Here is a 24,060-nt window from a genome sequence, read left to right on the forward strand (position 1 = left end):
TTTCCTTAACCATCATATAATATTTTCGTCAATTCCTTTATGAAAGCCGTTTTTTCATTTTATCATCTATTAAAATAAATGGATTATTGTTTCTATTTTTTTAGATTTTAGAGTTCTTGCGGCGACAATACTACCTGGTTTCACATTCTTGTCCTGAGTTGCTTTGACCATTTGTTACACGCTGGTCACTGAAGCAACAACGTATCAGCCCCTTTCCAATTTTGATTCATGCTTCCATCTACAACCTTTGCTCATTCGGCAACTGCGCCTATTCACAATTCTCCTTTCAACTCTCTGCTCAACACAACTAAGACACAAATTCTGTTTACTTATGAGCATAGCGTGAACAACACACTGTACGAAGTCTCAATTTCTGTCTTTTTGTTCTCAGCTTCTGCAGCACACATCGAGGGTTGTTCACGCGACGACTTTGAATATTCCGATTGCATCGACTTTCAAAGCTGAGAAATATATTTTTTTCGCCATATTACCCGTTGACTTTATATCGAATATAACATATTATTGGCTTGGAGGGATGTGCCATGAGTGATTTTCAAAAATTTCTTGATCAAGCTCTCGACAAAGTTGATCTTCCAACTGTTGAGGATTCTTCCGAAGTCGAAGCGTATGACATCGATGCAGAGGTACGCGACCTCGTGGTAGATGCCCGCAACGCTTCCAATCTTACGCAAAAACAGCTCGCGCAACGCTCAGGCGTATCGCAGGCTAACATCAGCAAAATCGAAAATGGAAATTATCGTCCCAGCTTATCTACATTAAAGCGCATCGCGGATGCACTCGGGAAACGACTAGTCGTCAGTTTTGAAGATTTGGAGGTGTGACTGTGGCAATCCATATTGAAAGTTTGCAAATCGAACAATTCCGCGGAATTCATCAGCTAGCTATCTCCCATCTGAATCATATCAATTTGATTGCCGGTGACAACAACTGCGGCAAAACCAGCTTTTTGGAAGCACTTTTGCTGCTTCGTAATCCTAGAGATTTCACCAACACCTTACGTATCGCACGCTTGCGCGACAACCTTACCATGTATAGTGGGACCTCTACCTATGAAAGTCTGCTCACTCTATTCCCGCATGATTTTCTGAACGAAGAAGAAACGCGAATGATTGAACTACGCGCCCATTGTGCGGGAATGGATGTCTTTTACTCGCTACAAGGAAAACTTCAAACCATTCTGCTAGATTCAGAAGAGCAGAAATCGCTTCTTCGCTACTACTCGTATAAAGCAAAAGATGTTCTTCCCTCTGAGTGTCAGGCATTTCAAGGGACACTGCTAGTAGGTATCGGCGACAGCCAACAACAAAGCAATATCAGCTTTCACGAATATTCCTTAGTATCCGGTCGGGACGTTGCCAATGATCGATTTCTGAATATGATTTATCTAGCCCCATTTGATCACCTAAGAGGTAGTCTTTTTTCCCGTATATTGACCAATGAATCTTATAAAAATCTGTGCGTAAGTATTTTGCAGCTTTTTGATCCCGGAATCACCGATCTTTTGTTGCTGAAAAACGAAACTACCAACCGCCCTGTTGAGTGTGTCAAGCACAAGGATTTAGGCACTATGCCACTCTCCACCTACGGCGACGGCATCAAAAAAGTATTATCTATTGCTAGCGGAATCGCGAAAGCGTTAAACGGCATCCTGCTGATCGACGAAGTGGAAACCGCAATCCATTCTCGCTATTTTGAAGAGATCTTTCGCTTTATCGCCTCTGCTTGCCGCAAATTCAACGTGCAGGTATTTATCACTTCTCATAGCATTGAAGCAATTGACGCCTTCCTTTCCATTGAGGATTATGATAAGACACCTGTAGAGGAAGATCCCATCAACGTTGTCACTCTCAAAAAAGATGCACACTCATTCCGCAGCTATGCCCGCGTTCTGTCCGGGCATCATGTATATCAGAATCGCGAGCAATTCGGTTTTGAGGTGCGCTTATGAACAAGCTGATTTTATGTGAGGGAAAAACCGACGCCATTTTGCTCAGTTACTACTTAGATCGTGTTCATCACTGGACACCTTGCAAGAAGGGTCCAAAAGAGGTGCGCATTTCCGCAGACGAAATATCTGGCGAATCTGCATATTGGTATCAGCGTGAAGAAGATCGTCTTTTAATTTGCGGTGTAGGCGGAAAAGATAAATTCGGCAGCTTTTTCAAAAATAAAATTGAGCCCGCGATTATCGATGCACACGCATTTTCCAAAGTAGCTCTGGTCACAGACCGCGACGACCGTAAAGAGGAAGATGTCACTTCTGAAGTTTATAGACATTTTGAACGAGTTATCACGCGTGTAGAACAGAACCGCTGGGTCAGCAATCTATATCAAGACAGCTTTGGACAGCAACAGAATTTATCTTTTCTACTTCTAATTATCCCAACCGACCAACAGGGCGCTTTAGAGTCTTTGTTGTTAGAAGCCATCTCGGAAGATCCATACGACCGCGAAATTGTAACACGAAGCAATGCGTTTGTAGCCGAAATTGCTCCTCATGCGGACCGCTATATCGGACATGCTCGTCTGAAACTGAAAGCTCGCTTGGGTGTTACCTGGGCCATCCAATCACCCGGGAAGGAATTCAGCTTTATTGACACACAAATCCGTTCTGTGAAATGGGAACAATCGCAAGTTTTGGCAAACTGCTTTTCTCAGCTGGTTCTGATTTAACGCCTAAACAATTCATACTAGGCAACAATGATGGAAAGATCGCCTGTAACTGTTCGAACATCCGAAATCCGCCCAAATCGATATCTGCCCAAAAAACGACATCTATCTGATCATGTATCGCTTCTGCTATTTTTTGGAAAAACTTTCGTTTCTGCGGGCTTAGGTAGCCCCCATGATAGACCGCAATTTCCTGTGGCTTCAATTCAGAGAGGATAAATTCATCATAGTTCGTTTTATTCTCAACAAAAACGATCCTCTTAACTCCTGTCAAGTCGAAAGAGCGTATCGCATCAATTCCGGAACTAGGCAGTGCAAGTCCGTAAGGGCTCGCGGCATCTATACATATATTTCCGTTTATCGTCTGGATGGTACAGTGTCCCGAAAGCTCATAAAGTTCAGGGCGCACATAGATTCCCAGATATGCCAACCGTTCTCGCTCGCCCATCTCACTTTGCTCACAGGCTTCCTTCAATTCCGCGTTGTATATTGACGCAATCTTTAGAAATTGGTCCCGCACTTCTTTCTCAAAAGTCTTGGTGTTTTGATAACATTTGCTACTAAAGGCCCGCATTGTCATCGGTTCACCATGCAGAGAATCATACATCCCAAAAGCCTTGAGCAACTTATCTAACAGAGATAAATCCTTTTTACAGTAAGGCGGCACCCGAAGCGTTTTTTGTGCCTGGCAAGCAACATCATCTCGCCAGGCCAGAATCCAGTTGGTAGCCACCAAAGAAAGTCGCGTCGTAACCATTCTAGCCACAGTATCCGCAAGCTCTTTCGGGTGTTTTCTACCTGTGAGTTCATAACACTCCGCAAGGTGATCTAAGCTCAGCGCCACACAAGACAACACAGGACGCCCGGCAACCCATTGTGTCGAGACGATGCTTCGCTCCTCCAGGTCTCTTACAATATTGTTCCAGTCGTCTCGTATCTGTGCATCTTCATAGACATACTCAGGGAACTCATTCTTTTCAATTCGCAGCATTACCCTGCGGCGAGAGGTGCCTGGTTGACTTAGATGTTTACTCCCTTCGTACTTATCCAATAAGCGGGACAGAAGGATTTCTTGTTTCACGCAGGCAAAATCTCCTTTCCCCAAGCTTTCGTGTGCATTTGATACTTCTCTTTGATGACCAAATGTGTGCGATCTGCCAGAGGCATAATATCAGGCAATTTATCCGGTGGTGTACAGATGATTGCCTGCAATCCCATCTTTCGCAACAGACGGACACTTTCTATAATGCGGTCACTATCCATTTTATTAAATGCCTCATCGAAAACGACCAACCGCATAGTATTGCTTGCCAGGATGGATGGATTATTGACCTGATACAGTTGAGCGAAAGATGCCAGTACCGCAATGTAGAAAGGTGTTTGTGTCTCACCGCCGGATTTTGTGTTGAGTGTCTGAGAAAGCAGTTGTTTTGACCCATTCTGGTCTGTGGTTTCCAGGTCAAATTTTAGATACGTGCGAAAATCGGTGAATCGCTCGATGTTTTGCAGGAGTTCGCTTTGCTTCCTCGAGTTCGCCTGGGTGTCATCTGACATAGCAATCTGGCTAAACATAGTCTCAATGAGCTTTCCGTATTCCTGCTGGAAAGGCAGTGCAAACAAGCCACCTTCCCCTTCCATCAGTTCTGGCGCCATATCCCGACTGCTGCAATGGGCATTCGGGCATCATAGTGAGTTTCCCAGTCGGATACCCGGCATCTCAGGGTTACGTCTGCCATCTGGACACAGGCGGGCAGTGCTGCATTGGTCAGACCCCTGTTTCGCTGTCCGGCTGGAGTTGTCTGTGAAATATATAGTTTTTGCCATTTCGGCCTTCCCCCACACTCTCGATTAACTGGCGGAAGCTTGACACCAGGAGAAACTATCTCTCTCAGCTCGCACAGTGGTGTCGATATACGGCCGCATGCGGAACGTAATGGTTGGTGTAACGATGTTCGGCCGCTCTGGCGGATAAGCCGTAGATGGTGAACATATGCTGGAATTCTGCCTACTGTCTGGGTGATGAAGCCCCACGGTACCGGCAGGCAAAGCAATACAATGGAGGCAACTCAAATGAACAAGAAACAATTTGTGCTAATCATGACCGACACTCAGCGGCTGGACATGGTGAGCTGCTACGAGGATAAAGGGATTAAGACCCCCTGTTTGGACGCTCTGGCTGCAGACGGCATCAAGTTCAACAAGGCCTACACGGCACAACCGGTGTGCGGACCTGCCCGATCCGCAATATTCACTGGCCAGTTCCCCTGTATCAATGGGTCATACACCAATAGTGTGGCCCCTGGGTTAAACGTGCCGACCATTGGCCGTCGCTTGTCTGACAAGGGGATACATACTGCTTACATCGGTAAATGGCACCTGGACGGCGGCGACTATTTTGGCCTTGGAACTGCGCCTGAAGGCTGGGATGCCTCTGTCTGGTACGATATGCGCAACTATCTGGAGGAGCTCACCGAGGAGGATCGCCGCAAGTCACGCCAGCCGACCGTTATGGAACAAGAGGGCATTGCTGCGGAGTTCACCTTTGCCCATCGGTGTGCCGACCGGGCTATCAACTTCATTCGTGACCGCGCGGATGAGGACTATTTCCTGGTGGTGAGCTTCGACGAACCCCATGACCCTTCTCTCTGCCCAGAACCCTACGCTTCTATGTACCGGGAATTTGAGCTTCCCAAGCGGCCCAACATATACGATACACTTGAAAACAAGCCTACTCACCAACAAGTGTGGGCCGGGCCGCGGCGTTTTCAGGATCGGGAGGCCCTGCGCCTGAATGCCTGGGCCCTCTTCGGTTGCAACAGCTTTGTTGACCACGAGATTGGTCGCGTGATCGACGCCCTCAACGCGCAGCCGCAGCCGCCAGCGGTTCTCTACACCACCGATCACGGGGATATGCTGCAGTCCCACTGCCTGTACGCCAAAGGGCCGGCAGCCTACGAGGAAATCTGTCATGTGCCTTTTCTTCTGTGGGGGTTCGGACAGGGTGAGGTAGAGACGCCGGTATCCCACATTGACATCGCTCCTACCCTCTGGGATTTCTTCGATTGTGGCGAAAAGCCTATGATGCTACAGGGCGAAAGTCTGCTCCCCCTGCTGAAGGGAGAACAGCCCGCCTCTCGAGATGTATTCATCGAATTCGGTCGCTATGAGGCCGACCATGATGGCTTTGGGGGCTTTCAGCCCATGCGATGCATTTTTGATGGGCGCTATAAACTGGTGCTAAATCTGCTCTCGGAGGATGAGTTGTACGATCTGCAAACCGATCCCTATGAGATGGACAACCGACTGGAAGACCCGCTGCTTCGGACAGTGAGGGACGAGTTGCTCGCTCGCCTGCTGGCACACATGAACCAGGTGCGGGATCCCTTGCGGGGCTACTACTGGGAACGACGGCCCTGGAACACCGATACCAATGCCGCTACCTGGGACTATACCGGCTTTACCCGTCAGCGCAGCGAGCCCGACTATGAGAAGTCTCAGCTGGACTATAACACCGGTCTTGTACCGGAGGAGCTTGTCCGAAAAAAATTCTAGTATCTAGAGCGCAGCAAATTTTCCGGCCAGGCATAGCCAAGGTCTGCCAATACCCGTGCCGGATAGTGTATTCTTTCTCTCCCATGTCAATCTGCTAAGTACAGCCGTTGGATCACCGTTGCTTCCCGGCATCGAGCGTTGTGGATACAGCGGTAATGGAACGCTCTATCTTTTAGGCGAAGCCTCTGTTTAAACGAATCTACGCCCTATTGAAGCCAATTTGCCAGATTATATCAATAGCTTTTCCAAAGATACTCGTGAAATCATAGGCATCCATGAAATTTTCCGGGTAATTGATTGTCTAATCAAGGGCGAATCTGCTTATCTGTTTGGGCAGCTTTTATCAGAGTTTGAGTTGAACAATAATGTGTACTGCCAACGATTCAACTCAACAACCGCCATGTTCCTTTTCAGTACTGTGAAATGTGACCACCATTTGACCACTACTCATGCAAAAGCCCGCGAAGCCAGTTCTGAAAAGGCTTCGCGGGCTTTTAATATAAGTTTTCTTATTTGTGCACAACCGACGAAAAACGGCTTGAAACCGCCATTTTCTGTTGACCGTCTGGGAACTCCGACCCGGAAGGCCGCTGGTTCGAATCCAGTCGGGCGCACCACGTCAGAATGGACTTTGCTCCATTCAAAAAGCCCAGCCGAAAGGCTGGGCTTTTCTTATGCCGCTCCGTCATTCCTCCTCTTCCCCACAAAATTTTGCTTCGCAAATTTTTGCGGGGCCCCGCCCGCTTTTTTGCTCTTGTGCGCCGGGGGAAAAGGTGGTATAATAGTCCCGTTCCAATAGGAGCTTCGTTTGATACATTATCGCCAACAAGTGTATGCTTGTTGGCGCTTTTTGTTGCAGCGCAGGAGGAAGCGATGACAAACAACGACTTGACCAAAAACCGATTTCTGGCGGGGCCCATCCTGCCGCCGCTGCTGTGGTTCGCCTTTCCGCTGATGCTCTCCCAGCTGCTGCAGGCCTTCTACGGCGGTGTGGACCTGATGGTGGTGGGGCAGTATTCCTCCACCGCCAGCGTCTCCGCCGTGGCCACCGGCAGCCAGATCATGCAGGCCCTCACCGTGCTGATCGCCGGCCTGACCATGGGCGTGACCGTGCTGGTGGGCAAGGCGGCGGGCGCGGGCGATGCCGACGCGGCGGGCCGGGTGGTGGCGGGCCAGCTGCGGCTGTTCGCCCTGCTGGCGGCGGCGCTCACCGCCGGGATGCTGGCCTTCGCCCCCGCCATCGTGCAGTGGATGAACGTGCCCGCCGAGGCGGTGCCCGAGACTCTGCGCTATGTGCGCATCTGCTCGGGGGGCATTCCGTTCATCGCCGCCTACAACGGCATCAGCGGTGTGTTCCGGGGCCTGGGCAACTCCCGCTCGCCCTTTCTGTTCGTGCTCACCGCCTGCCTGGTGAACGTGACGCTGGACCTGGTGTTTGTGGGGGTCTTTCATCTCAACGCCTCCGGCGCGGCGCTGGCCACTGTCATCGCCCAAGGCTCCAGCGTGCTGTTCTCCCTGGTCTACATGCGCCGCCATCCCCTGCCCTTCCCGGTGCGGGGCCGCCGCAGGGACGTGCCCCGGGCGGTGGGCAGCATCCTGCGGCTGGGCGCCCCCATCGCCCTGCAGGACTTTTTGACCACCATCTCCTTTTTGATCATTACCAGCATCGTCAACTCCCTGGGCCTGGTGGCCTCTGCCGGGGTTGGCATCTCGGAAAAGCTGTTCGTCTTTCTGTCCATCGTGCCCATCTCCTTCATGTCGGCCCTGTCCACCTTCGTGGCCCAGAACATGGGCGCGGGCCAGCCCCTGCGCGCCCGCCAGGCCCTGTTCGCGGCCCAGAAGGTCTCCCTGTGCTTCGGGGCGGCCATCTTCACCCTCACCTTCTGGGGCGGCGGGCTGCTGGCCGCCCTGTTCAGCCGCGACGCGGCGGTCATCGAAGCCGCCGCTCTCTACATGCGGGGCAGCGCGGCGGAGCACCTGCTCAACGCCTTCGTCTACTGCATGCTGGGTTACTTCAACGGCCGCGAACACACCGCCTTTGTGATGGCGCAGGGGCTGTTCACCGCCTTCCTGGTGCGCATCCCCCTGTCCTACCTTCTCAGCCGCCTGCCGGGCGCGGGCATGCTCACCATCAGCATGGCCATCCCCGCCACGGCCCTGGTCAGCCTGGCGCTGTGCGCCGGCTATCTCCTGCTGCTGCGCCGGCGGGACAGCGCCGCCGGGGCCGCGGACTGAACCGCTCTGGATCTTTCCCCCTGGCTGCCTTATGATAAAGGCAGGACCCATTCGTCCGAGGAGGCTTTTATGAAAGACGGCGCCCAACTGGATCTTTCCGCCTGCTGGGCGGCGGCGCCGGGCATCGGGCGGCCCATCCGCTGAGGGGGGCGCGCCTTGCATTTTTTGTTTTTAAAGTGCTATAGTGAAAGAAAGCCGTCCCCTTTGCGGGCCGGCCTTCCCGCGTTTGGAAAGGAGTCCTTCTGATGCGCATCGTTGCAGCCGCCCAGTGGCTGCCCGCGGGCGGGCGTTTCGTCCGGTTCGCGCTCTCGTCGCTGTTTTCCGCCGGGGTGGACCTGGCCGCCTTCGAACTGCTCTGCCGCCTGCTGGAGGACGCGGCGGGCGAGGCCGCGGCCATCGTTGCCGCCACCTGCATCGCCCGGGCGGCCTCCGCCCTGGTGAACCACATCATCAACTACGTCCTCGTGTTCCACAGCCATGCCGCCCGCGGGCGGGCCGCCGGCCTCTACGCCCTCATCACCGTGGGCAAGACGCTGTGCAGCGCCCTGCTGGTGGCCGCCGCCGCGGCCCTTGTGCCCGCCCTGCCGCGGCTGGGCGCAAAAATGGCCGCCGACGTGCTGCTTTTTTTCGTCAACTACCTGCTGCAAAAAGCCTTTGTCTACTGAATGGAGGGACCTTATGAAACTGCTCATCGTGCGCCACGCCGACCCGGACTATTCCATCGACTCCCTCACCCCCGCCGGCTGGGAGGAGGCCGCCCTGCTGGCCCGGCGGCTGAGCCGGCTGGAAGTGGCGGCATTTTACGTCTCGCCCCTGGGCCGCGCGAAGGACACCGCCAGCCTCACCCTGAAGGCGATGGGCCGCACCGCCGCCGAGTGCCCCTGGCTGCGGGAGTTCGACGCCCCCATCCACAAGCCCGGCGCGGAAGGCCAGTCCATCCCCTGGGACTGGCTGCCCGCCGACTGGACCGCCGAGCCCCGTTTTTTTGACCGCAGCGCCTGGCTGGAGGCCGAACCCATGGCGGCCGCGGGCGTGGCGGAGCAGTATCACTGGGTGACGCGCTCCCTGGACGAGCTGCTGGCGGCCCACGGCTATTGCCGGGAGGGGGAGATCTACCGCGCCGAACGCCCCAACACCGACACGGTGGTGCTGTTCTGCCACTTCGGGGTGGAGTGCGTGCTGCTGAGCCGGATGCTCAACCTCTCGCCCATGGTGCTGTGGCACGGCTTTTGCGCCGCGCCCTCCTCGGTGACCACCCTCGTCACCGAAGAGCGCCGGGAAGGCGAGGCCTGTTTCCGGCTGGGAGCCTTCGGTGACACCTCCCACCTTTACGCCGGCGGGCGCGAGCCCAGCTTTTCCGCTCGGTTCTGCGAGATGTATTCCCTCGCCGGCCAGCGGCACTGACAAAACCGGAAAAGGGGCTTCCCCGGGAGGGCGCGCTCCTTTTTCATCCTGCAGGGGCGGCGCGTCAAGAGATCATGCAGGCCCGATAAGCCTCCTGATAAACATGCTTCCTTTTAACGGCATCGTCTTTTTGCCGCAAAGCACAAGATGGGGCTTGTACAAAACGGCCCATCCTTGTGCATCTCGCCCATGACCGGGCCCAAAACTTCATCGCTTTTGCGCATAGCCCCCGCCGCTGTTTTCGTGTATGCTTAGAAAACAGTGTTCAAGCGACGGAGAGCAGCACGAAACAGTCCCTGTTTTGTGCTGCTCTTTTTTTGTCGGGAAAGAGGTCAGGATGAAAAAAGCCCTTCGCCGCGCCGCCCTGGCGCTGGCCATTGTTTTCAGCGCGCTGGCGCTGCTTTTTGCCGGGTATGCGGCCTATCTGCAGCTGCAGTATTACCGCATCGAGGACGGCCTTGCCCTGGAGGTGGCCAGCGCCCCCGCCGAGACGCTTGCGGCGGGCGGGGAATATACCGCCGTCACCTGCAACCTGGGCTTCGGGGCCTACGGGCCGGGCTACTCCTTCTTCATGGACTCCGGCGTGATGGCCGACGGCACCCCCACCCGGGGCCTTTACGGCAAGGCCCGAAGCCGCGAGGACGTGCTGGCCAACACCACCGCCGCGCTGAACGCGCTGGAAGGGCTGGACGCCGACCTGCTGCTGTTGCAGGAGGTGGACTACGACTCTCACCGCAGTTATTTTGTGGACCAGCGGCAGATGGCGCTGGACGCTTTTCCCGGCTACGGCTCCATCTGGGGCCAGAACTTCCACAGCGGGTATCTCGCCTATCCCCTCGCCGACCACCACGGCGCGGTGAACGCCGGGCTGCTCACCCTCACCCGCTGCGCCGCCGAAGAGGGCGTGCGCCGCAGCTACCCGGTGGACGAGAGCTTCTTCGTCAAGTTTACCGACCTGGACCGCTGCTTCACCGTGCTCTACCTGCCGGTGGAGGGCGCCGAGGGCCGGCTGGCCCTCATCCACAGCCACATGTCCGCCTACGACGAGGGAGGCGCCGTGCGCGCGCAGCAGCTGGAGATGCTGTGCGGCGTGATGGAGGAGGAGTATGAAAAGGGCAACTACGTCATCGTGGGGGGCGACTTCAACCACGCCCTCTACGGCACCGGGCACGCCTTCCCCAGCCAGCAGCAGTTCCCCGGCTGGGTGCAGGCCCTCTCCGACGCGGACCTGCCGGAGCATTTCTCCTTCGTGGCGGCGGACAACGGCTTTGAGGTGGCCACCTGCCGCGGGGCGGACATCCCCTACGAGCCGGGGGTGAACTACACCACCGTGGTGGACGGCTTCATCGTGTCGGACAATGTGGCCGCCCGCGCCGAGAACATCGACGCGCAGTTCGCCTTCAGCGACCACAACCCGGTGGCCCTCACCTTCCGCCTGGCGGCGTGAGCGAAAGCAGCAAAAAACGGACCGTGCCACGGGCCCGGATATGCCATCCAGGGGCGGCGGCGGAGCGTTTTGCTCTCGCCGCGCTTTTTTTGCCCCTTTCGTTTGACCGGGGCCAAAAGGGGTGTATACTGAAGACAAGACACCAAAAAGGAGGCAGCCGTCATGTGCACCAGCATCGCTTTTTTTGAGCAGAAACTTTTCGGGCGCAACCTGGACCTGGAGGTATCCTTCGGGCAGCGGGTGGTCATCGCGCCCCGTTCCCTTGCGTTTCCCTTCGCCCACCGCCCCGCCCTGACGGAGCATTACGCCGTGGTGGGCATGGCCAGCGTGGCCGGCGGCCTGCCTCTTTTTGCCGAGGGCATGAATGAGAAGGGCCTTTACATGGCCGGGCTGAATTTCCCGGGCAACGCCCACTACTTTGCCGACGAGGGGGCCGGCCCCGATCACCTTGCGCCCCACGAGCTTTTGTGGCTGGTGCTGGGCGGCTGCGCCAGCCTGGCCGAGGCCAGGGCCCTGCTGGAGGGGGTGCAGGTGTGCGCCATCCCCTTTGCGCCCGGCCTGCCTCTGGCCCCGCTGCACTGGCACGTGGCGGACGCCACCGGCGCGCTGGTGTTGGAGTCCACCGCCGGCGGCCTGCATCTCTACGAGGACAAGGCCGGGGTGCTGACCAACAACCCGCCCTTCCCCTTCCACCAGACCAATCTGGCGAACTATATGAACCTCTCCCCCCGCCAGCCGGAGAACCGCTTCGCGCCGGGCCTGCCCCTTTCCTGCTTCGGCCAGGGCATGGGGGCCATCGGCCTGCCGGGGGACGCCTCCCCCGCCTCCCGCTATGTGCGGGCGGCGTTCTTCAAAGAAAACGCCGCCTTCCCCGCCTCCCGCCCCGGCCAGGTGATGGAGTTCTTCCACGTCCTTGAGGGGGTGGCCATGGTGCGGGGCAGCGTCGTCACGCCGGAGGGCGCGCTGGACGAGACCCTCTATTCCAGCTGCGCCGACGCCGAAGAACGCGTCTACTACTGGCGCGCCGCCGCCGCCAGCCGCATCAGCGCGGTGCGCATGACCGAAGAGGCCTGCCGGGGCGATAAGCTGCTGGCGGCGGACCCCGAGGAGGCCCCCGCCTTCGCCTTTACCGCGCTCCAGCCTCTGGCCTGAAGGGAAGGGCCGGGGCCCCGGCCGCAAGGCGCGCACCGGCGGGGCTTTGCGGCAAAAAGCAAGGCCCCCCACGAAAAGCATGGCCAGCGCCAGCAGCTTGTAGGCCGTCTGGCTGCGCCAGCTGTCGCCGAAGAGGCAGGCCACGTTGGAGCGGGCGTAGAAGAGGACGCCCAAAAAGGTGGAGAAGCTGAACAGCCACAGCACCGCCGCCACCGCCACCAGCGCCACGGTGGACCACCGCGGCGGGATGGAAAAGGCGTTCTCAAAGGAAGACGAGATGGAGTTGCCGATGACCTGGCTGATGCCGCACCAGCACACAAGGCCGGAAACCGCGAACAGCACGGCGATCGCCGGGCGGCGGGATGGAAAGCAGGTCGCCCCACAAAAAGTTATAGATCGCGGTCAGAACGGCCATGGAAGGGATCCCTTTCGAATGCGGCCCAGGGGCCGTTTGTCGTGCAATGTGTCAGTATATCCGCCGGGGGTCCTGTTTGCGAGCGCCGGGGCGAAAGACGGCCCTTCCCCGCCGGGAAGGGCCGTTCTCGTCTCGCTTATGTCCGGAAACACTTTTTCAGCGCCCGGTATTCGCCCAGGGCCAGCAGGGTGCCGTCCTTGGGAAGCACGGTGTAAGGGGTGATCTGGGCGTCGATGGCCCCCTCCCGCTTGACCGCCAGCAGGTTGATGTTGTGGATGCGGCGCACGTCGATCTCGCCGACGGTCTTGCCCGCCCACTCGGCGGGCACCTCCACCTCCACGATGGCGTTGTCGGCGTCCAGCTCGATGTAGTCCAGAAGATGGTCGGAGCCATAGCGCACCGCCGCCCACTTGGCCAGCTGCTTTTCGGGGTAGAGCACCTCGTCCGCGCCGTTGCGCAGAAGGAACTTGGCCTGCACGTCCCGCTCGGCCCGGGACACCACCTTCTTTGCCCCCAGCTCCTTGAGCAGCGAGGTCGTTTCCAGCGAGCTTTGGAAATTGTCGCTGATGGCCACGATGCAGACATCATAGTTGCCCACGCCCAGCTCCTGCAAAAATTCGCCGTTGGTGCTGTCGCCGATCTGGGCGTTGGTGACCACGTTGAGCACGGCGTTCACCTTCTCCTCGTCGTCGTCCACCGCCATGACCTGATGGCCCTGGGCGTTCAGCTGCATGGCCAGATGGCGGCCGAAGCGGCCCAGGCCGATGAGCAAAAAGGATTTCATAAAAAACTCCTCCTTTAACCGATGGTGATGCGCTCCTGCGGGAGCTTGCTGCCAGTCTTGGCAGCGCCCGCCAGCGCGGCGTAGATGAGGGTGAGGCCGCCCACGCGGCCCATGTACATCAGGAAGATGAGCACCCCCCGGGAAACAAGGCCGAGGCTGGGGGTCAGCCCCAGGGAGAGGCCCACCGTGCCCACCGCCGAGGCGGTCTCAAACAGGCAGTCGGCCAAAGGCAGCCCCTCCACCGAGCTGATGATGAAGCCGCCGAAGAAAAACAGGGTGAGATAGAGCAGCAGGATGGCCGCCGCGTCGCAGGCGGCCTTGACGCTGATGCGCCGGCCGAAGAAGCGGCCTTCCTCCCGCCGCCGGAACACGGCGATGGCGTTGGCGAAGAGCACCGCCACGGTGGTGGTCTTCATGCCGCCGGCGGTGGACCCCGGCGAGCCGCCGATGAGCATGAGCACGATGGTCACCGCCAGGGCAAGGCCGCTCAGAGAGGTGAGGTCGGCGGTGTTGAAGCCGGCGGTGCGGGGGGTGACGGACTGGAACAGGCTCATCCACACCCGCTCGCCCAGGGGCAGGGCGGAGAACTCGTCGAAGAAGAACCACGCCGCCGGCGCCACGATGAGCACCGCCGTGGTGACCAGGATGACCTTGCTCTGCATGCGGTAGTGGTGCAGGCGGAATCCGTTGGTGCGGATGTCGTCCCAGGTGAGGAAGCCGATGCCGCCCACCACGATGAGGCCCATGATGACCAGGTTCACCACCGGGTCGGCCCGGTAGGCGGTGAGGGAGGCGTATTCCGCGCCCGGCGCGCCCATCAGGTCGAAGCCCGCGTTGCAGAAGGCGGAGATGGAATGGAACACCGCCATCCAGACGCCTCTGAGGCCGAAATCCCGCACGAACACCGGCGCAAGGCAGGCTGCGCCGATGCCCTCGACCAGGAACACCGCCCGCAGGATGAAGCCGGTGAGCCGCACGATGCCGCCCACCTTGGGGGCGGAGATGGCCTCCTGCATGGTGCCCCGCTGCATCAGCGAGATGCGCCGCCCGGCCACCAGGGCGATGGCCGAGGCCACCGTGACCACCCCCAGGCCGCCGATCTGGATGAGCAGCAGGATGACCGCCTGGCCGAAATACGACCAGTAGGTGGCGGTGTCCTGCACCACGAGGCCGGTGACGCAGACCGCCGAGGTGGCGGTGAAGAGCGTCTCGTCAAAGGGAGTGACGCGGCCGCTCTGGGAAGCAAAGGGCAGCATCAGCAGCAGCGCCCCCGCCAGAATGACCGCAGCGAACAGAAGGATGATGATCTGAAAACTCGTCAGACGCCGCAACGGCGCAATGTCCATTTTAAAAGCCTCCGTTTTTTTGCCGGGCCTGAGGGGCCCCGGCTTTGGGTCATTATCCCACAGTATACCCCATTCGATGCCGGTTGTGAAGAGCATTTTTCGTAAAATTTTTCCCGCGGGCAAAAGGGCGGAGCGGCGCAGCGCGCCGCCCCGGTTTCAGGGGGTTTTTTCCTCCAGGTCGCGGGCGGTGACGGCCCGGTAGGGCAGCCAGACATAGTGGCCGTCCTCCAGCTCCACCGCCCCGGCGGGGTCGGAGCCGTCGGCCAGCGCCAGCACCAGGTCCAGCATGGCCCGGGCGATGCCCGCGCCGTCGTTGCGCACGGTGCCGTAAAGCTCCCCCGCCGCCACCGCCTCCAGGGCGGGGGCGGTGGCGTCCACCCCCACCACCAGCGGCAGGTCCTCCTCCGCCTGCTTGAAGGCGTCGATGGCCCCGAGGGCCATGTCGTCGTTGTTGGCGAACACCACCTCGATGGCGTCCCCCATCCCTTCCTCCAGCCACTGCCGGGCCTTGGCCATGGCCTGGCCCCGCTTCCAGTTGGCGGTGTCGCTGGCCAGCTTTTCCACCGCCACCCCCGCGTCGGTGAGGGTCTTGACGGCGTACTCGGTGCGCAGCATCGCGTCCTGATGGCCGGGCTCGCCCTCCAGCATCACATACTGCAGCACCCCGTCGCCGTTGCGGTCCAGGGCGGGGCCGGCCTGCCAGGCTTCCAGCACCAGCCGCCCCTGCAAAACGCCCCCTTCCACCGCCTTGGCGCCCACATAATAGGCGTGTTCCCAGCGCAGCATGTCCTCCGCCACCGGCTGTCGGTTGAAGAAGATGAGGGGCACGTCCGCCTTCCGGGCCTTGTCGATGAGCACGGCGGCGGTGCGGTCCACGATGTTGACGCACAGCGCGTCGCACCCGCGGCCGATGAGGCTGTCGACCTGTTCCAGCTGGGTGGTCTGGTTCGAGCGCCCGTCCACCACCGAGAGGTTGATGCGCATCCCCCTCTCCTGCTCCTCCTCCCGGGCCATCCGCTCCAGCTCGGCGGCGATGGTGGAGACGAAGGTGTCGTCCTGGGTATAAAGGGCCACCCCCACCCGCAGCACCGGGGGCTCCGTTTCCGCCGCGCCGCAGCCGGCGGCCAGCGCGGCCAGCGCCGCGCAGAAGACCCCCGCCGCCTTACGACGCCACCGGGAACAGCAGCTTTTGATTGTCCGGTTCATAGATGTCCTCCCCCCGCAGGATGGAAAAGTCCAGGGTCTGGGGCTGCCAGCTTTCGCCCCGGGCGATGCGCACCGCCCCCTCCACCGCCAGATACCCGGCGGCAAAATCGCTCCACACCGCGCTGGCGGAAAGGGTCCCCCTCTCCAGCGCCGCGGCGATGGGCCCGGTGGAGCCCGCGCCGTAGAGGGCGGGGGCCAGGCCCAGCTTGTCCTTTGCGGCGGCCGCCGCCTCGGTGGCCGCCGGCTCGAACAGCAGCACCGCCGCCGCGCCGGTTTCGGCCAAAACCGTTTCCAGCGCGGCCTGCCCCCGGGGGGCGGCCTCGTCTACCCGGGCGCCCGCCTCCTCCAGCGCCGCTTTGGCGGCGGCAAGGCGGGCGCTCACCCCCGCCGAGCCGGGGACGCTGTCCACCAGCAGCACCGGCCCCGCCGGGGCGTCCGCCAGGGCCGCTTCGGCCAGCGCCCGGCCCAGGGCCTCGTTGTCGGGGCAGACGGAGGCCGCCCCGCCGGCGGATTCCAGCGTGATGACCGGCGTGCCGGGCCCGGCGGGCAGCTCGCCCGCCGGGATGACCACCAGCACGTCCGCCCCCCGCTGGGCCTCATACTGCATCAGGCCCGCCTGTTCGGCGGCGTCGTTGTCCGCCGTGAGGGCCACGATGCGCACCTCCGCCCGCAGCTGGCCCGCCGCCTGCTCCATGCCTAAGCGCGCGTTGGCCCAGGCGGAGCCGTCGGCGCTGCGCAGGATGACCGACACCTCCACCGGCTCGGCCTCCCGCCGGGCGAAGGGCAGCTGGGGCCAGGCCAGGGTGAGCGCCACCGCCGCCGCCAGCGCCACCAGCACCAGCAGCTGCCACAGCGCGTTGGTCCTTTGTTTGTTCATGGCTCTTCCTCCCGTTGCAGCCGCGCGGCCTCCTCGGCGGTGAGGGCGGGCAGCCGGATGCGCACGGTGGTGCCCTCGTCCGGCTCGCTGAACACCTCAAGGCCGTAGCCCTCGCCGAAGGTGAGGCGGATGCGCCGGTGGACGTTGCGCACCCCGATGCCCGACCCGCTGGACCGGGTCTGGGGCCGGCTCTCGTCCAGCAGGCGCTCCACCACTTCGGGGGGCATGCCCACCCCGTTGTCGCTCACGTCGATGACCAGGTCGCCGCCCTCCCGCTTTGCGGCAACGGTGATGCGCCCGTCCTCCTCGCAGCCGGCCATGCCGTGGTAGATGGCGTTCTCCAGCAGGGGCTGCACGATGAGTTTGAGGGTGTAAAGGCCCTCGGTGCCTTCTTCGGCGCGCACCGAGGCGGTGAACCTGTCCTGATAGCGGATCTGCTGGATGGTCATGTAGTGGCGCGCGTGCTCCAGTTCGTCCGCCAGGGGGATGAAGCTGCGCCCGCGGCTGAGGGCGATGCGGAACAGCCGCGCCAGCGAGGTGACCATCTGGATGGCCTCGTCGTAGCGGCCGGCCTCGGTCATCCAGATCACCGAGTCCAGGGTGTTATACAAAAAGTGGGGGTTGATCTGGCTTTGCAGCACTTCCAGCTCGCTGCGGCGCTTGCGCTTTTCCTGCAGGATGATGTCGTCCATCAAATGGCGCATGGTGGACACCATCGACGCGATGGAGTGGGCCAGCCGCCGCACTTCGTAGCAGCCGTCCTCTTTGATGGCCACCTCCCGGGCCCCGGCCTCCAGCTCCTTCACCGACTGCTCCAGCCGGCGGATGGGGTCGGAGATGCGCGCCGAGATGCGGAAGTTCAGAAAGGCCATCAAAAAGGCCGAGAACAGCAGCATGGAAAGGCCGAACAGGAAGATGTAGCCCCCGTCGTCCCCCGCGCCGGCGCGGGGCACCACGCCCACCAGCTTCCAGCCGGTGTAGCCCACGGTCTTGACGGTGACCAGCCTTCTTTCCCCCTGGAAGGTCTCGGTATGGGCGCCGTCGGGAAGGGCCGCGTCGGCCAGGTTGTTCTCGGTGTCCAGCCCCGCGTAGATGAGCTGCTGGCGGGGGTGGTAGATGAGTTCGCCGGACGCGTCGGTGAGGTAGATGTAGCCGCCGCCCGCCAGCTCCACGTCCCGGCAGACCTGCTCGATGCCGGAAAAGCCCATGTCCACCAGCAGCACGCCGCTGTAGGTGCTGCCCTCCCGGGTCAGTTGCACATACCGGCTCAGCGACACCACCCAGCGGAAGTTCTCATCCGGGTCGGCGAAGAGGCGCTGGATGTGGGGGGTGGAAAAATGCAGGTTCTCCATCTTGTCCAGCGCCGCCTGATACCAGCCGGAGGAGGCGGGGTCCGCCCCCTCCTTCAGGGCGGTGAGGGGGGTGCCCGCCACCAGCGCGCCCCTGCTGTCGAACACGGCGATGGAGACCAGCTCGTCCCGGTTCTCCTCATACAGCAGCTCCATGCCCGGCTCCAGGCTCTGGGTGGCCAGGTCGGCGTTTTTGATGATGCGGTAATACATGGTGTCGCTCACCCGCATCATCCGGCGCAGGTAGCTGTCCATGTTCATGTTCACCTGGGCCAGCACCCGCTCGGTGTTCTCCCGCACCAGCTGCTCGGTGCCCGCGGAGTAGCGCCAGACGAGGCTCAGGCCCATGAGCACCATGCCCGCCACCGCGGCCGCGGTGAAGGACAGGGAGATGACCATCTGGATGCTCATGGTGCGGTAGCGCCCCGAGAGGGACGCCGCCGCCCGGGCAAAGAGTTTTTTCACGCGAGGCTCCCTCCCTTGCCGAACACCGCCGTCTTCAGGCCTGGCCCGCCCGGTACTTCGAGGGGGTCACGCCGAAGTGGCGCTTGAACACATAGCTGAAATAGTTGGGGTCGGCGTAGCCGGTGCGCTGGGCGATGAGGTAGGTCTTTTCCTCGGTCTCCCGCAAAAGGCGCGCCGCCTCGTTCATCCGCCGCTCGGTGACGCAGGCGGTGAAGCTCTGGCCGGTCTCCCGCTTGAACAGGGTGGAAAAATAGGTGGGCGAAAGGTGCAGGTGCTCGCACACCGCCTCCACCCCCAGGCCGCTGTCGGCAAAGTGGGCGGCGATGTAGGCTTTGGCCTCGTCCACCGTGCGGCCGGCGCTGTCGGTGCGGCGGCGGCCCAGCAGCTCCCGCAGGCGGCGGCAGCGCTCGGTGAGCCACTCCCCCAGCCGGTCCAGGCTGGCGAACTGGGCCGCGGGCACCGCGCCCGCGAAGCCCGGCCCGAACACGTCCTCCACCTCCACGCCGCCCGACCGGGCAAGGCGCACCAGGCAGGTGACGATCTCCAGCACATACAGCTGGCACTGGGCGGGCGGCAGGCGGCTGGCCCGCACCCGGTCCAGAAGGGCGCGGAGGGTCGCGTCCAGCTGCTCCTCGGTGCCCAGCTTCACCGCCGTGGCCAAAGCGCGCTGGTCCTCGTCGTCCAGCGAGAGGCGCAGGCTGGCGTCCGGCTCCAGGTCCCCGATGTAGAGCACCCGGCCCCCGCCCATCAGCAGGCGGTAGTCCAGGGCCGTGATAGCCCCTTCCATCGACTGGTGCACCTGCCCCGCCGCGCCGCACAGCTGGCCCAGGCCCACCGTGAGGCCGAGGCCCAGACAGCTGGGGGCCAGCGCGCACAGGCGCTCCAGCTCCGCCATCAGCGGATAGAGCTGGTCCGCGTTTTCAAGGCCGGCCAGCAGGGCCACCGCGTCATTATAAAGCAGGGCGCGCAGCCAGCAGCCGGGCAGCTCGAACCGCTCTTCCAGAAAGGAGCGCACCGACAAAAGCAGCAGCTCGTCCCGCTCGGCGCTCTGGCCCGCCGCCGGCAGGTCCATCTGCACCAGCGCCGCGGCCCAGGGGCCGGCGGGCAGTTCCAGTTCGTAGCGGGCGGCCCGCTCGGCGAGCTGGTCCGGGGGGATGCGCCCGTCCAGCAGGCGGGCGAAGAACAGCTCCCGCAGCACCGGCAGGCTCTCCTCGTAGCGGCGGCGCAAAGCCTCCATGTCCCGCCGCTGCTGGCGCTGGGCCTCCAGCTGGGTGCGCAGGCCCGCCAGCACGTTCTCCAGCTCCCGGGCGTTCACCGGCTTCATGATGTATTCCGAGACGCCCATGCTCACCGCCTGGCGGGCGTACTCAAAGTCGTCGAAGCCGGAAAACACCACGAGTTTGGCCGCGGGCAGTTCCCGCCGCAGCCTGCGGCAGAGCTCCAGCCCGTCCATGAAGGGCATCTTGATGTCGGTGAGCACCACGTCCGGGCGGATCTGCTCCGCCAGCTCCAGCGCCTCGGCGCCGTTTTCCGCCTCGCCCGCCAGCTCAAAGCCCTGCGCGGCCCAGTCGATCTTGCGGCTGATGCCCTGGCGGATCTCCGCCTCGTCGTCCGCCAAAAGGACCCGATACAGTTCCATCTTCCGCCCTCCCTTCCGCTCTCAGTATACCATACCCGCCCGGCCTTGAAAACCGCAAAAAGGGCGCCCCTTGCAGGGCGCCCGCGGCGTTTTGGAAAAGGCTTATTTCTTGACCAGGTACTTGCGCATATCCAGCGCGCAGGCGAACAGGATGATGCCGCCCTTGATGGCGTACTGGAGGTTCTGGTCCATGCCCACCAGGGGCAGGGCCACGAAGATCAGGCGCAGCATGATGACGCCGATGATGATGCCGCTGACCTTGCCGATGCCGCCCACGAAGGACACGCCGCCGATGACGCAGGCGGCGATGGCGTCCAGTTCGTAGTTCACGCCGGTGTTGGCGGTGTTGGAGGCCACGCGGGCGGACTCAACGAAGCCGGCCCAGCCGTACATCGCGCCCGCCAGGGCGAACACCATGATGGTGGTCATGAACACGTTCACGCCGGAAACGCGGGCGGCCTCTTCGTTGGCGCCCAGGGCGAACATGTTCTTGCCGAAGGTGGTCTTGTTCCAGATGAACCACATCAGAACGCTCAGCAAAATGGCGTAGATGACGTAGTTGGGGATCTGGATGGCGCCGCCGGCAAAGTTCAGAAGGGGCGGGTTGCCCACCACGAAGTTACGGTAGCCCTCGTCCAGGCCGGAGATGGCCATGCCGTTGTTGTTGCCCATCTTGACGTAGAGCAGCAGCATGGTGTAGAGGATGAGCTGGGTGGCCAGGGTCACGATGAAGGGGTGCAGCTTGAACTTGGCCACGAAGAAGCCGTTGAAGGCGCCGATGGCGGCGCCCAGGGCCACCACGATCAGGATGACCACGGGCACCGGCAGGGTGCCGATGGCGGGCCACATCTTGTTGGGGGCGTCCGCCGCCTGCAGGAGGCTGGCGGCCACGCAGGCGGTGATGCCCACGGCGCGGCCGGCGGACAGGTCGGTGCCGGTGAGCACGATGCAGCCGGCGATGCCCAGCGCCACCGGCAGGTAGGCGGCGGTGAGGCTCAGCAGGTTGACCAGGGAGCGGGGGGCCAGGAAGGACGGTTCGGTCACCGCCACATACACCGCCACCGCCAGCATGATGATGATGAGGGCGTTGTTCAGCAGCGCGTTGCCGATCTTTTTCGCGTCCAGACCCTTCACCTTTTCGGCGAGGGCGGTGGAATTGTTGTTCATCAGTCGATTCCTCCTCGTTTACACATACTTTGCCGCCAGCGTGAGGATCTCCTCCTGGCTGGTGTTTGCCGCGTCCACCTCGCCGGCCACCTGGCCGCCGGACATGACCAGGATGCGGTCACACACGCCCAGCAGCTCGGGCATCTCGGAGGAGACCATGATGACGCCCTTGCCCTCTTTGGCAAGGTCGATGATGAGCTGGTAGATCTCGTACTTCGCGCCCACGTCGATGCCGCGGGTGGGCTCGTCCAGCAGGAGGATCTCCGGCTTGGTGAGCAGCCAGCGGCCGATGATGACCTTCTGCTGGTTGCCGCCGGAGAGCGAGCGGATCTGGGTGCGCTGGCTGGGGGTCTTGATGTGCATGGCCTGGATGGACCAGTCGGTGTCGTCGCGCATCTTCTTGTCGCTCAGGCAGATGCCGCCCAGCAGATAGTCCTTCAGGCTGGAGATAACGGTGTTTTCCTTGATGTCGCGGATGCCGAAGATGCCGGTGGCCCGGCGCTCCTCGGTGAGCAGGGCGAAGCCGTTCTTGATGGATTCGCCCGGGGTGCGGTTGCGGATCTCCTTGCCGTGGAGGGTGATGGTGCCCCCCTGGCGGGTCATGGCGCCGAAGAGGTTTTCCAGCACCTCGGTGCGGCCCGAGCCGTCCAGGCCCGCGATGCCCAGGATCTCGCCCTTGCGCAGCTGGAAGGTGGCGTCCTTCAGACGGGTGTATTTGCCCGCGATGTGCGCAACGTCCAGGATGACCTCGCCGGGGGTGTTCTCCTTGGGCGGGAAGCGGTTGGTGAGCTCGCGGCCCACCATCAGGCGGATGATCTCGTCCATCGTCAGCTCTTTGGCCGGGCGGGTGGCCACCCAGGTGCCGTCGCGCATGATGGTCACCTCGTCGCTGATGCGCAGGATCTCCTCCATCTTGTGGCTTATGTAGATGATGCCGCAGCCCTTGTCCCGCAGCATGTTGATGATGCGGAACAGGTGTTCCACCTCGGTCTCGGTGAGGGACGAGGTGGGCTCGTCGAAGACGATGATCTTGGAATCGTAAGAGACCGCCTTGGCGATCTCCACCATCTGCCGCTGGCTCACGGGCAGGGTGGACATGATGGCCTTGGGGTTCACGTTCACTTCCAGCGTGTCGAAAATCTCCTTGGTGCGCTTGGCCATCAGGCTCTCGCTCACCATGATGCCCGCCACCTTGGGGTAGCGGCCGAGCCAGAGGTTGTCCTGCACGCTGCGGGTCAAAGCCTGGTTCAGCTCCTGATGCACCATGGCCACGCCGTTTTCCAGCGCTTCCTTGGAGCTGCGGAAGTTGACCTCCCTGCCGTCCAGGGTGATGGTGCCCGCGTCCTTGTGATAGATGCCGAACAGGCACTTCATCAGGGTGGACTTGCCCGCGCCGTTCTCGCCCATCAAAGCGTGCACGGTGCCCGGCCGCACGGTGAGGTTGACGTTGTCCAGCGCCTTCACGCCGGGGAACTCTTTGCAGATGCCGCGCATCTCCAGCAGTGCCGGCTGCTCCATATTCTTCCTCCTCTCTTGGCGGGGAAAGCCCGCCCTGTGCAAAAGGGGCGGTTATCCCACGTCAGGCCGGGCGGGGCTGCCAGTGCAGCCCCGCCCGGCCATGGGTCAATTCAGCGGATGAAAGATCAGTCCTCGCTGGTGGCGTCGTACATCGCGTAGGGAACGCGGATCTTGGCCACGCCTTCGTCCACGACGTACTGGTCGGTATTGGCCATCAGCTCGGCGCTGTCCTGGACGTTCTTGACCAGGGTGTTGATGGTGGAAGCCATGCCCACGGCGTCCTGCTTGATGGAACCGGCCATGTTGCCGGCCTTGATCAGCGCCTTGGCGCTGTCGGTGGCGTCAACGCCGAACACGGGGATGATGGTGGTGCCTTCGCCGTTGTTGTAGCCCACGTTCTGCAGAGCGGAGATAGCGCCCTCGGCCATGCCGTCGTTGTTGCAGATGATCAGCTCGACCATGTTGCCGTTGTCCTCATTGTAGGAGCCCAGCAGAGCGACCATGTAGTCGTTGGCGGCCTTGGCGGACCACTTGCCCTCGGTGTCCACCAGGTACTTGGTGGAAGCGCTGGCGTCGTAGTAGCTCAGTTCGGGCTTGCCGGCCTCGGTGAGCAGCTTGTTGGCGTCCTCAACGGCGTACTGGGTGCGGGCCTCGGCCTCGGCGTTGCCCTCCTGGCCCTTGAACATGACGTAGGAGATGGTGCCGTCGCCGTTCAGGTCAACGGTGTCGTAGTTGGCCAGCAGGTAGTTGCCGATCATCTCGCCCTGCATATGGCCGGCGTCGGGGGCGTTGGTGCCCACGAAGGCGCACTTG

At 61.3% G+C, this 24,060-nt stretch carries 21 protein-coding genes; 9 read left to right on the forward strand and 12 right to left on the reverse strand.

Annotated features, from left to right (window positions below; all coding sequences use genetic code 11):
- Positions 1 to 542 precede the first annotated feature (542 nt).
- The 3 genes from ACH2AT_RS07915 to ACH2AT_RS07925 are packed head-to-tail and all read left to right on the forward strand — an operon-like array spanning position 543 to position 2,694.
- Entirely contained in the window at positions 543 to 842 is a 300-nt protein-coding gene (locus ACH2AT_RS07915; RefSeq protein ID WP_337575875.1) for a helix-turn-helix transcriptional regulator, read from the forward strand.
- A gap of 2 nt (positions 843 to 844) precedes the next feature.
- Entirely contained in the window at positions 845 to 1,969 is a 1,125-nt protein-coding gene (locus ACH2AT_RS07920; protein WP_394964994.1) for an ATP/GTP-binding protein, read from the forward strand.
- On the forward strand, positions 1,966 to 2,694 hold the full coding sequence (locus ACH2AT_RS07925; protein WP_337575877.1) for a DUF3226 domain-containing protein: 729 nt from the start codon (positions 1,966 to 1,968) through the stop codon (positions 2,692 to 2,694). Before ACH2AT_RS07920 ends, ACH2AT_RS07925 begins: the two co-directional genes overlap by 4 nt.
- Here ACH2AT_RS07925 and ACH2AT_RS07930 read toward each other — a convergent pair.
- Together ACH2AT_RS07930 and ACH2AT_RS07935 are read right to left on the reverse strand one after the other, a co-directional pair.
- Entirely contained in the window at positions 2,612 to 3,772 is a 1,161-nt protein-coding gene (locus tag ACH2AT_RS07930; RefSeq protein WP_394964997.1) for a Wadjet anti-phage system protein JetD domain-containing protein, read from the reverse strand. The two genes, ACH2AT_RS07925 and ACH2AT_RS07930, sit on opposite strands and share 83 nt — an antisense overlap.
- Entirely contained in the window at positions 3,769 to 4,344 is a 576-nt protein-coding gene (locus ACH2AT_RS07935) for an SbcC/MukB-like Walker B domain-containing protein (protein ID WP_394964999.1), read from the reverse strand. Before ACH2AT_RS07935 ends, ACH2AT_RS07930 begins: the two co-directional genes overlap by 4 nt.
- A gap of 417 nt (positions 4,345 to 4,761) precedes the next feature.
- On the opposite strand from ACH2AT_RS07935, the gene ACH2AT_RS07940 reads away from it, so the two are divergent.
- The 6 genes from ACH2AT_RS07940 (at position 4,762) to ACH2AT_RS07965 (ending at position 12,481) form a co-directional block, all read left to right on the forward strand.
- Positions 4,762 to 6,243 (forward strand): sulfatase-like hydrolase/transferase, encoded by a 1,482-nt coding sequence (locus ACH2AT_RS07940; RefSeq protein ID WP_394965001.1) that lies wholly within the window; start codon positions 4,762 to 4,764, stop codon positions 6,241 to 6,243.
- Between the two features lie 873 nt (positions 6,244 to 7,116).
- Positions 7,117 to 8,478 (forward strand): MATE family efflux transporter, encoded by a 1,362-nt coding sequence (locus tag ACH2AT_RS07945; protein ID WP_394965003.1) that lies wholly within the window; start codon positions 7,117 to 7,119, stop codon positions 8,476 to 8,478.
- A 245-nt stretch (positions 8,479 to 8,723) separates the two neighbouring features.
- Positions 8,724 to 9,143 (forward strand): GtrA family protein, encoded by a 420-nt coding sequence (locus ACH2AT_RS07950; RefSeq protein WP_394965004.1) that lies wholly within the window; start codon positions 8,724 to 8,726, stop codon positions 9,141 to 9,143.
- A 13-nt stretch (positions 9,144 to 9,156) separates the two neighbouring features.
- Complete coding sequence (locus ACH2AT_RS07955; RefSeq protein ID WP_394965005.1) at positions 9,157 to 9,882, forward strand: histidine phosphatase family protein; 726 nt, start codon at positions 9,157 to 9,159, stop codon at positions 9,880 to 9,882.
- A gap of 337 nt (positions 9,883 to 10,219) precedes the next feature.
- Positions 10,220 to 11,329 (forward strand): endonuclease/exonuclease/phosphatase family protein, encoded by a 1,110-nt coding sequence (locus ACH2AT_RS07960; protein WP_394965006.1) that lies wholly within the window; start codon positions 10,220 to 10,222, stop codon positions 11,327 to 11,329.
- 162 nt (positions 11,330 to 11,491) lie between these two features.
- The gene (locus tag ACH2AT_RS07965; RefSeq protein WP_394965008.1) at positions 11,492 to 12,481 is read left to right on the forward strand and encodes a linear amide C-N hydrolase; all 990 of its coding nucleotides are present in this window, start codon (positions 11,492 to 11,494) and stop codon (positions 12,479 to 12,481) included.
- Positions 12,482 to 12,743: 262 nt separating this feature from the next.
- Here ACH2AT_RS07965 and ACH2AT_RS07970 read toward each other — a convergent pair whose 3' ends face one another.
- The 10 genes from ACH2AT_RS07970 to ACH2AT_RS08015 form a co-directional block, all read right to left on the reverse strand.
- A complete protein-coding gene (locus tag ACH2AT_RS07970; protein ID WP_394965010.1) occupies positions 12,744 to 12,896 on the reverse strand; it encodes a hypothetical protein in 153 nt (50 codons plus the stop codon).
- Positions 12,897 to 13,032: 136 nt separating this feature from the next.
- The gene (locus ACH2AT_RS07975) at positions 13,033 to 13,680 is read right to left on the reverse strand and encodes a potassium channel family protein (protein WP_394965012.1); all 648 of its coding nucleotides are present in this window, start codon (positions 13,678 to 13,680) and stop codon (positions 13,033 to 13,035) included.
- A 14-nt stretch (positions 13,681 to 13,694) separates the two neighbouring features.
- Positions 13,695 to 15,026: a TrkH family potassium uptake protein gene (locus ACH2AT_RS07980; RefSeq protein ID WP_394965014.1), complete on the reverse strand. Its 1,332-nt coding sequence runs from the start codon at positions 15,024 to 15,026 to the stop codon at positions 13,695 to 13,697.
- A 156-nt stretch (positions 15,027 to 15,182) separates the two neighbouring features.
- Positions 15,183 to 16,232: a galactose ABC transporter substrate-binding protein gene (locus tag ACH2AT_RS07985; RefSeq protein WP_394965016.1), complete on the reverse strand. Its 1,050-nt coding sequence runs from the start codon at positions 16,230 to 16,232 to the stop codon at positions 15,183 to 15,185.
- Positions 16,189 to 17,109, reverse strand: coding sequence for a substrate-binding domain-containing protein (locus ACH2AT_RS07990; protein WP_394965017.1), 921 nt, complete (start codon positions 17,107 to 17,109; stop codon positions 16,189 to 16,191). Before ACH2AT_RS07990 ends, ACH2AT_RS07985 begins: the two co-directional genes overlap by 44 nt.
- A complete protein-coding gene (locus ACH2AT_RS07995) occupies positions 17,106 to 18,923 on the reverse strand; it encodes a histidine kinase (RefSeq protein ID WP_394965019.1) in 1,818 nt (605 codons plus the stop codon). The genes ACH2AT_RS07990 and ACH2AT_RS07995 overlap by 4 nt, the downstream gene beginning before the upstream one ends.
- Before the next feature lie 34 nt (positions 18,924 to 18,957).
- Positions 18,958 to 20,562: a response regulator gene (locus tag ACH2AT_RS08000; protein ID WP_394965021.1), complete on the reverse strand. Its 1,605-nt coding sequence runs from the start codon at positions 20,560 to 20,562 to the stop codon at positions 18,958 to 18,960.
- A gap of 102 nt (positions 20,563 to 20,664) precedes the next feature.
- Positions 20,665 to 21,729 (reverse strand): galactose/methyl galactoside ABC transporter permease MglC, encoded by a 1,065-nt coding sequence (locus tag ACH2AT_RS08005; protein ID WP_394965023.1) that lies wholly within the window; start codon positions 21,727 to 21,729, stop codon positions 20,665 to 20,667.
- A gap of 18 nt (positions 21,730 to 21,747) precedes the next feature.
- Positions 21,748 to 23,247, reverse strand: a complete 1,500-nt coding sequence (locus tag ACH2AT_RS08010; RefSeq protein WP_394965025.1) for a sugar ABC transporter ATP-binding protein — start codon at positions 23,245 to 23,247, stop codon at positions 21,748 to 21,750.
- Between the two features lie 125 nt (positions 23,248 to 23,372).
- Positions 23,373 to 24,060 (reverse strand): substrate-binding domain-containing protein (locus ACH2AT_RS08015; RefSeq protein ID WP_394965027.1); only part of this gene is annotated, 688 nt, incomplete at its 5' end.

Origin of the sequence: Candidatus Allofournierella excrementigallinarum, assembly GCF_944388085.1 — a bacterium.
GTDB lineage: Bacteria > Bacillota > Clostridia > Oscillospirales > Ruminococcaceae > Allofournierella_A > Allofournierella_A excrementigallinarum.